Origin of the sequence: Flavobacterium sp. LM4 (assembly GCF_002017935.1) — a bacterium.
In the GTDB taxonomy this organism is placed as follows: Bacteria; Bacteroidota; Bacteroidia; order Flavobacteriales; family Flavobacteriaceae; genus Flavobacterium; species Flavobacterium chungangense.
In genome coordinates, this window is the sequence record NZ_MUFW01000003.1 from 204,327 (window position 1) to 215,190 (window position 10,864).

At 36.0% G+C, this 10,864-nt stretch carries 3 protein-coding genes; all 3 read left to right on the forward strand.

The annotated features are described in order from the left end of the window. Window positions 1-186 precede the first annotated feature (186 nt). The 3 genes from BXU10_RS18345 (at window position 187) to BXU10_RS18355 (ending at window position 10,434) form a co-directional block, all read left to right on the forward strand. Complete coding sequence (locus tag BXU10_RS18345) at window positions 187-4,275, forward strand: T9SS sorting signal type C domain-containing protein (protein ID WP_078228999.1); 4,089 nt, start codon at window positions 187-189, stop codon at window positions 4,273-4,275. Window positions 4,276-4,459: 184 nt separating this feature from the next. Continuing rightward, window positions 4,460-5,293, forward strand: a complete 834-nt coding sequence (locus BXU10_RS18350) for a T9SS sorting signal type C domain-containing protein (RefSeq protein ID WP_123922047.1) — start codon at window positions 4,460-4,462, stop codon at window positions 5,291-5,293. A 254-nt stretch (window positions 5,294-5,547) separates the two neighbouring features. Continuing rightward, on the forward strand, window positions 5,548-10,434 hold the full coding sequence (locus BXU10_RS18355; protein WP_123922048.1) for a LamG-like jellyroll fold domain-containing protein: 4,887 nt from the start codon (window positions 5,548-5,550) through the stop codon (window positions 10,432-10,434). Window positions 10,435-10,864: the final 430 nt, after the last annotated feature.

Sequence of the window (10,864 nt, forward strand, 5' to 3'; positions counted from 1 at the left end):
TTTATACATTTGAAATACCCCCATTATAAGCAACTTAAATTCAGTTGTTTAGTAAATATGTTTTTTTTGAGAAAAAGTAGCTGTTCCAGACAAACCCCAAAGTTCTGACAGTATTTTCTTTTTCAATACCACTCATAAATATTTCTAAGAATTAATTGATTTTTTTAATCTTTAAACTCTATTGTTATGAGACTAAAACTACCTTTTCTGTTATTTTTTGTTTATTCTTTTACGTGGTCTCAAATCACTTTTTCGCCACCATCTACAACTGCAGGTACTTTTAAAGTACCTGCAGGGGTTACTTCATTGAGTGTAGAATGTTGGGGTGCCGGAGGCGGAGGCGGAGGTGTTACTTCGACACTGGCTTCTCTTTGGGCAGGAGGCGGAGGCGGAGGTGGAGCTTATAGTAAAGTTATTGCATTAACTGTAACTCCTGCAAGTACTCTAAATTATAAAGTGGGAGATGGAGGAACTGGCTTTAGTGGAGCAAATAATGGTGCTGATGGTGAGCAAACTTTTTTTTCAACTGTGGTTGCAAATGGAGGAGCTGGAGGTAAATTTGGTAATCCTACTCTAGGAGCCGGAGGAGCCGGAGGGGCAGCTTCAGGAACTGGTATAAAATATTCAGGAGGAAACGGGGCAACAGCTGCTCTTTTAAGTGTTGTTTCTATAAACTCCGGTGGTGGAGGTGGTGGAGCGGGTACAACTGCTAACGGAGGTAATACTAATAATGCAACTGGTGGGACTGCTGGAGTTTCTGGTGGTGGAGCAGGTGCAGATGGTGTATTAGCGGTTGGCGATGGAAAAGATGGTGCAACGCCAGGAGGAGGAGGTAGTGGTGCCGCATCTTTATTATCGCTTGGTGCAACAAGAAAAGGAGGAAATGGAGGGAATGGGAAGCTAAATGTTGTTTATACCTGTCCAACTTATGGACTAACATCAGCAACTACTGCAGACGATTTATGTTTAACAGCAGGGACAACCACATTAGTAAGATTAACAGGTGGAGCATCTTTGCCCAACGGAGACTATGTGGTGACTTACAGTCGTACTAATCCTAATGCAGCCGGGTTAACAGCCACAATGTCTGTTACCGGAGGAACCGGAACAGGAACCTTTACAGCAGTTGGATTAAATATAGCAGGGACAAGTACCATAACCGTGACCAATCTTACTTCAGAAGCTTGTACTAATACAACAGGTACATTTAATACTGTAACAATCAACGTTTATGCTGCAAGTATTGGAGGCACAATTAATACACCTGCAGCAATTTGTAGTGGTAATACAAGTGGTTTATTGACATTATCTGATCATACGGGATCTGTAGTAAAATGGCAATATGCTGTAAGTCCTTTTTCTACGTGGACAGATATACTGACAGCTACGACTAACACTTTCACATCTGATGCATTAACTCAAACAACTCAGTTTAGAGCAGTTGTTAAAAATGGCGTTTGTGATGCTTTAAATTCTGCTGCTACAACTGTCACTGTAAATCCTTCACCCACAATTGCTACAACAGGAATAGCCAATACGATTTGTTACAATGTGGGCGCTCAAACTGCTACATTACCTTACACAGCAACAACGAATACGCCGATTAATTATAGTATTACATGGAATGCAGCAGCCAATACAGCCGGATTGGTAAACCAGGGGGTTACTGCATTTGGATTTTCTTCTGGTGGAGGAAATTTGAATACGATTGTCATTCCGGCAGGAGTAGCGGCCAATACTTATTCAGGTAACATGACTATTTTAAATGCTAATTGTTCAGTAACGCAACCTATACAAATTACGATTAATGCTCTAAGTGTTGGAGGCACAATTGATACCCCTGCAGCAATTTGTAGTGGTAATACAAGTGGTTTATTGACTTTGTCTGACTACACAGGAACGATTACAGGCTGGGAATCTTCGGTAGCCCCTTTTTCTTCCTGGACACCTATTGCTAATACAATTAATACTTATACTTCAGGGACATTAACACAAACTACACAGTTTAGGGCAATTGTTAAAAATGGAGTTTGCGATGCTGTGAATTCTGCAACTACAACTGTAACAGTAAATCCTTTACCTACTATTGCTACAACTGGAACACTAGATAATATTTGTTTTAATACGGGCGTTCAAACTGCTACATTACCTTACAGTGCAACAACTAACACACCCCTTAATTATAGTATCATATGGAATGTCGCTGCAAATACTGCTGGGTTAGTAAACCAGGGTGTTACTGCATTTGCTTTTTCTTCGGGCGTAGGAAATCTAAATACAATAGAGATTCCGGCTGGTGTAGCTGCTAATACTTATTCGGGGGTAATGACCATTCAGAATGTTAATTGTTCAGTTACTCAGCCTATACAGCTTACTATTGTACCAAAGCCTTCTGAGCCAATACCTGGAACAGTTACCGAACCTACATGTGTTACATCTACAGGCAGTGTAACTTTAAGCGGATTACCAGCCTCAGTTACCTGGTTAATTAAACAAACAGGTACAGTATCAACAACATATACCGGTACAGGAACTACCTATAACGTCTCGAATCTTATTCCGGGAAGTTATGCATTTACTGTTGAATATGTAGGAAGCTGTATATCGCCTTCTTCTGCAAGTGTAATTGTCAACAATCTTGTTACCAATTCCTATACTAACACTGGGTGGTCAAACGGAAGTCCTACAATCAATCAAAATTTGATTTTTGCTTCAAATTACACTACAACAGGGGGAGGATTAGAAAATATTAATGGTTGCACTTGTGTGGTAAATTCAGGAATTAATGTTGTAATAAGTAGTGATGATACATTAACTATAAACAAAGCAATTGTTAACAATGGAGGGACATTGACTTTTGAAAATAATGCCAGTTTAGTACAAGTAGCTAATGTTGCTAATACAGGTAATATTATATACAAGCGAATATCTAAACCAATGAAAAATTTTGATTTTACATGTTGGGCATCACCTGTAACAGGACAGACATTGTTTAATTTATCTCCAAATACCTTATCAGATAAATATCTTTCTTATACAGCAACCGGATGGAAAACCGAACCACCAATAACTACAGTAATGATTCCCGGAAAAGGATATGGGATAAGAACTCCAAAAGCCAAACTTTGGCCAAATGGTGAGAATGTAGTTTTTCCTTATTCACAACCCGTTCAGTTTATAGGTGTTCCTAATAATGGTAATATTTCGGGAGGTGCAGTAGTGGCTGGAATTACTTATTTAATAGGTAATCCTTATCCTTCTGCAATTGATGCAGATGCTTTTTTGTTTGAAAATCCTAACAACAGTGCTATTCTGGAGGGTATTATTTATTTCTGGACTCATAATACTGATATTTCTCTAAATGGAGGAAAATATTCATCTGCTGATTATGCTTCTTATAATGGAATAGGCGGTACAATGACATTACCTGCTGCTTCAGGAGGAAGTGTTCCAAACGGTAAAATAGCTGCAGGACAATCTTTCTTTGCCAAGGCTACTAATAATGGATCTGTTGTATTTAATAATGAGATGAGAATTTCTGGGGATAATCATCATTTTTTTAAACCAGCCAAGTCCTCAAAATCAAATGCGTTTGAACGACATCGTCTATGGCTTAATATGACTAATACAGGCGGAGCATTTAAGCAGCTGCTAATTGGTTATATTCAGGGAGCCACGAATGGATTTGACAGCGATTTTGATGGAGTATCTTTAAATGCAAATCTGTTTATTGATTTTTACAGTATCAACTTAGGTAGTAATCTCGTTATTCAGGGACGTGCCCTGCCTTTTACAGATTCTGATCTAGTCCCGCTAGGATATTCAACAATCATAGAAGGAGAATTTACTATTTCTATAGGTCAGGCTGATGGAAAGCTGGGTAATCAGCCTGTTTATCTTGAAGACAAGCTAACAAATACAATTAATGATCTAAGAGAAAGTGATTATACGTTTAAAACCAAAACAGGTATTTTTAACAATAGATTTGTTCTAAGATATACTAATAAAACGTTAGGTATTGATGATTTTGAATCGGATAATAATGTTTTGGTTTGGATTGATAATAAAAACATAAGGCTTCATTCTGCAAAAGAAAACATTAATAAAGTATTTATTTATGATGTTTTGGGAAGGTTAATTTATAATGATTCAGCAATTTCTGCACCCGAGGTAATTATAAGCAATCTCAAATTTAAGGATGAGGTTTTATTAGCTAAAATTGTATTAATGAATAATCACATTATAACTAAAAAGATTATTACAACTTCAAAATAATTTCACAGTTGTTTGATAAAAATACAAAATAAGTTGTTTTTTTATGCATTTGGTCGATTTTATTTGCCTTTTGTCTATTTTTTGAAAACATAATGTTAACTTAATAATGTTCTTTGATAAAATTAAAAAACGTTATGTTCTTTTTTTCGTTAAATCCGAAGTATTAACTTAATCTCAAATTAAGATGAAAAAGATGTTTATTGCAACGGGCATGTTTATGATTTTTATGTGCTCATTTGGACAATCAAAAAGTAATGTGTTTAATAATGCAATGGGGGTTTCGGGAAATGACAACCAGTCTTTTGAATCAGAAAAAACGTCAAAATCAAATGCGTTTGAACGACATCGTCTATGGCTTAATATGACTAATACAGGAGGGGCATTTAAGCAGCTGCTAGTTGGTTATATTCAGGGAGCAACTGATGGGTATGACAGCGATTTTGACGGAGTATCTATTAATGGTCATGCGTTTATCGATTTTTACAGTATCAATCTGGGGAGAAATCTCGTTATTCAGGGGCGTGCTTTACCTTTTAAAGAATCTGATGTAGTGCCTTTGGGATTTAGTACAAACATAGCAGGCGAATTTACTATTGCTATAGGACAGGCAGATGGTGTGCTTCTCAATCAGCCTGTCTATTTAGAAGACAAACTCACTAAAAAAATTCATAATCTAAGAGAACAGGGATATACTTTTACTACAAAAACAGGTGTTTTTAACGATAGATTTGTGTTAAGATATGCCAATACTAATACATTAGCTACTGATGATTTTGAAGCTGAAAAGACAAAAGTTTCAATTGGAGTTAACAATGAGATGATTACAATAAGTTCAACTGTGGGCAATATTGATAAAATCCTTGTTTATGATATGCTTGGTCAGCAAGTATCAAATCATGAAAACATTAGGGATACTCAGTTAATAATTCAGAATTTACCTTCTACCCTACAGATTTTATTAGTGAAAGTATTTTTAGAAAATGGAAAAGCCATTACTAAAAAGGCACTGTTTAAATAAAATAATAGAACGTCTCAAAAAAAAACAATTAAAGTTTTGGGATTTTTTTGTAAGTTTAAATAAGTAATAGTTTTTATCTAAATAAAGTTAAATTATTGATTATCATAAATTTTGTATTTTTTTTAATTAATTTTTATGTAAGGTATTTTAGATAACATTTTTACAATGTCTTTTTAGAAATGAAAAATACATAAATAGATTTTTTGACAGTTTTTTATTATACAGAAATACTTAACCTAAATATTAAATTAGAAATGAAAAAAATATACACTATAGTAGCTCTCTTTTTAGTTTTTGCATATTCATCTGGACAATCAGCAAGTAATTATACATTTACGGCAGTTCAGGGAAATTATATTCCGCTTACAGGTGTTGCCGGAGTAACCGATACCTCAATAGGAGCAACTGCCGACGAAGGAATTTCTAATGCAATTACGATCCCTTTTACCTTTACTTTTGCAGGAACAGCTTATACTTCTATAAAAGTGTCTCCAAACGGGTGGATATATTTAGGATCAGGAACTCCTGCTGAATCTAATGATAATACTCAGGCAAATGCAGAAACGAGAAAACCGATTTTATTTCCTTTATGGGATAATTTGAAATGTAATGTCGCACCCAGATATGTAACAACCGGAATTGCTCCGCACAGAAGGTTTAAGGTAGAGTGGATTCAACAAAGTTGGGATAATGGAGCAGCTGGAGATGTCATTTCGTTTCAGGTATGGTTGTTTGAAACCACAAATGTTGTTGAATTTTTATACAATCAGGGAGCCGTGGCTGCAAATAATGCTTCAAGTGGTGCGTCAATAGGAATATATGATGCAGGGAGTAAATATTTAACGCTAAATAATTCTAGTGGAACTCCCTTGGCACAATCAGATGTTTTTACAAGTAATATCAATACAAAACCGGCTACTGGACAAATTTATAGATTTAGCCCTCCGTTAGCAGCAGGTTTAGAGGCAAATAAATATTGTTTTTCAGCAAGTTCAAGGACATACGATAATTTATTGTCTACTACAGATGTACCGAACCTAGCGGCAAGTTCAGATGATGCACTTTCGAGTACGGTTGCCTTACCATTTACCTTTAACTTTGCAGGAGTTTTTTATTCGAATATTAGGGTTTCCAGTAATGGATGGATCACATTTGCATCTCCTAATCCAACAGCATCACAAAATTATACCAATAATGTTTCCAATGCCAACATTATAAAGCCTGCATTGTTTGCGCTGTGGGATGATATTGAACTTACCGTAATTCCAAAATATGTAACTTCGGGTACTGCACCGAACCGGATTTTTAAGATTGAATTTTCAAAGCAAAAATGGGATTATGCCGGTCCAACTGATGCTATTTCTTTTCAGATATGGATGTATGAGAAAAGTAATACTATAGAATACATTTATAAACAAGGCTCGGGCGCATTAAGAAATCCTTCGGCTACTATAGGGATATATGATGCAAATGGAAAATATTTGCTTCTTAGGGACGTAACCGCAAGTCCGATAACAACCTCTAGTTCTTTTATATTTTCGCTTAATGCAAAACCGGCTACAGGACAGGTCTATAAATTTACCCCACCTCCATTAATTTCTTATCCTGGAAATGCATTTATTGCAACCGGTAATGTTGGGGTCACACAAACGGGAGCAACTGGTGGTACATATTCGGCAACTCCGCCAGGATTAAGTTTTGTAAGTACAGCTACCGGTGAAGTAAATCTAACTTCAAGTTTAGGAGGAACCTATACTATAACCTATACTGTGGCAGGATGTGCAAGTGCAACTACTGAAATGACAATTTTTCCTTTATTGCCACAGCCTGTTGGAACTGTAGGTGAAGCTTCTTGTGCCAGTGGTAATGATGGTAGTATAACTATAACCAACATGAACAATAGCGTGAGATTTGTAGCTGCCGATAATGATTATATAGACTTAGGAAGTCAGATGCTTTCAGGAAGAGGAGCCTTTACGATGGGGGGCTGGATAAAATTTAAAGCTTCAGATATAACAGGAAGGATGAGTTTGTTTGGTCAAAATGATGCCCTTGAATTTGGCTTTGCATCTTCATCAACTTTAGAATTTTCGAGTGTCGCAACGGGTGCTGTAACGGCGTCATTTACTCCGGCTACACTAGGAAATGAGGCGTGGCATCACGTTGCAGTAACAGGTGATGGTACCCTTATAAGAATTTATATTGATGGAGTCAGTGTTCCGGTAACAGGGGGGGTAGTGAATACAACAAATTATGGTTCATCAACATTTACTACAAAAATAGGAAGTCGTGTTTTTTCTAATACAAATGGAGAAACTTTTACGGGCAGTATTTTAAAAGCAGCGTTTTACAGCACTGCTCTTTCTGCATCACGAATCCAAAGCCTTGCTTTTGGACCTACAGTTTATTCAGGCTTTGAAGAAGGAATAATTGCCGGATATAACTTTTATGATGGTTCAGGGATAACTTTAACTTCTATTCCTGCCGGATTCAACGGTACGTTTGTTAATACTCCGGAATGGGTTGATCCTTACACGTATGCCTGGCAAAGATTGGGTAACAATACAGTTATTGCTACTACAAAAAACATAACAGGATTGACTCCGGGAGATTACAGGGTTACAGTAGCACTGACTGGCGTGAGTAGCCCAAACGCTAAAGTTTTTACGGTTGGTTCAGCAACCAATGTTGTGGCAACTGACGGAACAGATGCAGCTTGTAACACTACCATTACTGCTAATTGGGGAGCAGTTGCGGGAACTACAAGTTATGTATTGGATGTAGCTACAGATGCTGCTTTTACCAGTTTTGTTTCAGGCTATAATGGTTTAAATGTTGGAACTGTAACAACTTATAGTGTTACCAATGTTCCCCCAGGACCTATATATTACAGAGTGCGCAGAAATACCAGTTGTGGTGTAAGTGCCAATTCTAATGTTATTCAATATCAAACTTTACAAGTTAAAACTCCGGTTGCGACAGCTGCTGCCATTTTATCATGTAATAGTTTTACTGCCAATTGGGATGCGGTCGTTGGGGCTAATGCTTATTATTTAGATGTAGCTACAGATTCTGGTTTTACGGCAATGGTTACAGGCTATAATGGTTTAAATGTAGGGAGCGTAACAAGTTATGCTGTTACAGGATTGACTTCCGGTACTACTTATTATTACAGATTGCGTTCAGCAAATGCTTCTTGCGGTATGATGACTACTTCATCCAATACTACTTCAATATTAATAAATATAGGTCCTACAGCTCCTATTGTAGGTGCGATTACACAGGCAACATGTGCTAAGCCACTTGGGAGTGTTGCGTTAAGCGGTCTTCCTGCAGGCGACTGGACATTACAATTCTCAACTGGTCAAACTTATTCAGGAAGCGGAACAAGTGCAACCATATCAGATCTTGCACCAAATAACACATATAATATTGCTGTTAAGACAGATGCTTGTTTTTCAGCCTATTCGTCTAATATTGTGATTAATCCTTTAGTGATTACAACAGCAACGTGGAATGGTTCGTGGACACCAGGTCCGCCAACCATTAATGATTATGTTGTTTTTGCCAGCACTTATAATTCAACTGGAGATTTAAGTGGCTGTACCTGTACAGTAAATTCAGGTGTTGCAGTTACGGTAAACTCAGGTCATACTTTTACTATTACCAATGCAGTTACAACAACAGGCGGAACATTAACTTTTGAAAATAATGCGAGTCTGGTACAAACAAATGACATAAGTAATACGGGAAATATAATCTACAAGAGAATTTCTCAGCCTATGAAAAATTTTGATTTTACCTTGTGGTCATCTCCAGTTCCTACTCAGGTTCTTAAGGTGTTTTCACCCAATACATTAGCCGATAAATATCTGTCCTATAATTCTACATTGAATAAATGGAAAACGGAAGTTCCAACCTCTACCATGACAGTTGGAAAAGGATATGGCATTAGAACACCTAAAGAGAGGCTTTGGCCAAATGGAGAGAATGTAGTTTTTCCTTATTCTCAGCAGGTTCAGTTTACAGGAGTTCCAAATAATGGAAATATATTTGGAGAGGAGATAACAGCAGTTTCTTCAACCCATAATTTTTTAATTGGTAACCCTTATCCTTCGGCTTTAGATGCAGATTTATTTTTATTAGCCAATAATACAATATTGCAAGGCACCATATATTTCTGGACGCACAATACAGCAATTGCACCAAGTGGAAATAAATTTGTTTATACAGCAAATGATTATGCTTCTTATAATGCAACTGGAGGAGTATCTGCAGTAAGTGATCCGCTTCATAATAATAATCCATCTCTTGATTTGGGTAAAAAGCCTACTGGTAAAATTGCTGCAGGACAATCATTTTTTGCAACCGCAAAAGCACAAGGGACAATAGCATTTACAAATGGTATGCGTGTTCCCGGAAATAATAATCAGTTTTTTAAGCCTGGAAAAGCTGCAGGACTGGAAAAAAATCGTTTATGGCTGGATTTGAGTAATGCCGGAGGTGCCTATAAACAAACATTAGTTGGCTATATTGAAGGGGCAACCAATACTTATGAAGATCAATTTGATGGTATTAGCTTTGATGGTAATGTATATGTAGATTTTTACAGTATCAATGATGATAATAATCTGGTGATACAGGGACGTGCTCTGCCCTTTGACAATAGAGATAGTGTTCCTTTGGGATATAAAACTACAATTGCAGGTAATTTTACAATTGGTATAAATCAGGCAGATGGAGTTTTGGAAAATCAGGCAATATATCTTGAAGATAAATTAATTCAGACAATCCACGATTTGAGAATAGCAGATTATACTTTTTCTACAGAAATTGGAACTTTCAATGATCGTTTTGTTTTAAGATATACGAATAGTAATTTGGGTACAGGCGATTTTGAATTAAATAAGAATGGGTTGAATGTAGCTGTTAAAAATAAAGCTATTGCAATCAGTTCCGTCGATGATACCATTAATGCAGTTTTTGTATATGATATTTCAGGTAAATTAATTTATAAAAAAGATAAAATAAACAGCAATCAATTTTCGATTACACAGTTAAATAGTGCAGAGCAGGTTTTGTTGGTCAAAATAGTTTTGGAAAATGATCATATTGAAACACGAAAAATTATATTTAGGTAAGTAATTAATTTAGTTTTATTAAAAAAATCCGGTAGATTTCTACCGGATTTTTTTTTAATTATTTATTTGATTTTAAGATAGTTATTGTGTGTTCCAGTGTGCTTTTAAGAAAATTAAGCCGAATTTGACGTAATATGCCTAAAACATAAGTAGGATTTTACATTTTAAATTGTTTTTTTTGCAATCCCAAATGGCAATACATCGGATAAATATGTTTTTAATCGAATTTAAATTTTTTCACATATAAAGAAATTGCAGAAGACTTATTTTTGTCCTTTATTATGCAACTTTTTTATGATGATTTTTTGACATTTTAACCATTATAAATTATTAATAATTGCAATCGACGTCCCAAACAAATCTAAAATAAATACCACCTACTGTATGATTCAAAAATTACTTTTGTTCGTTATTTATCTGTTTTATAAGC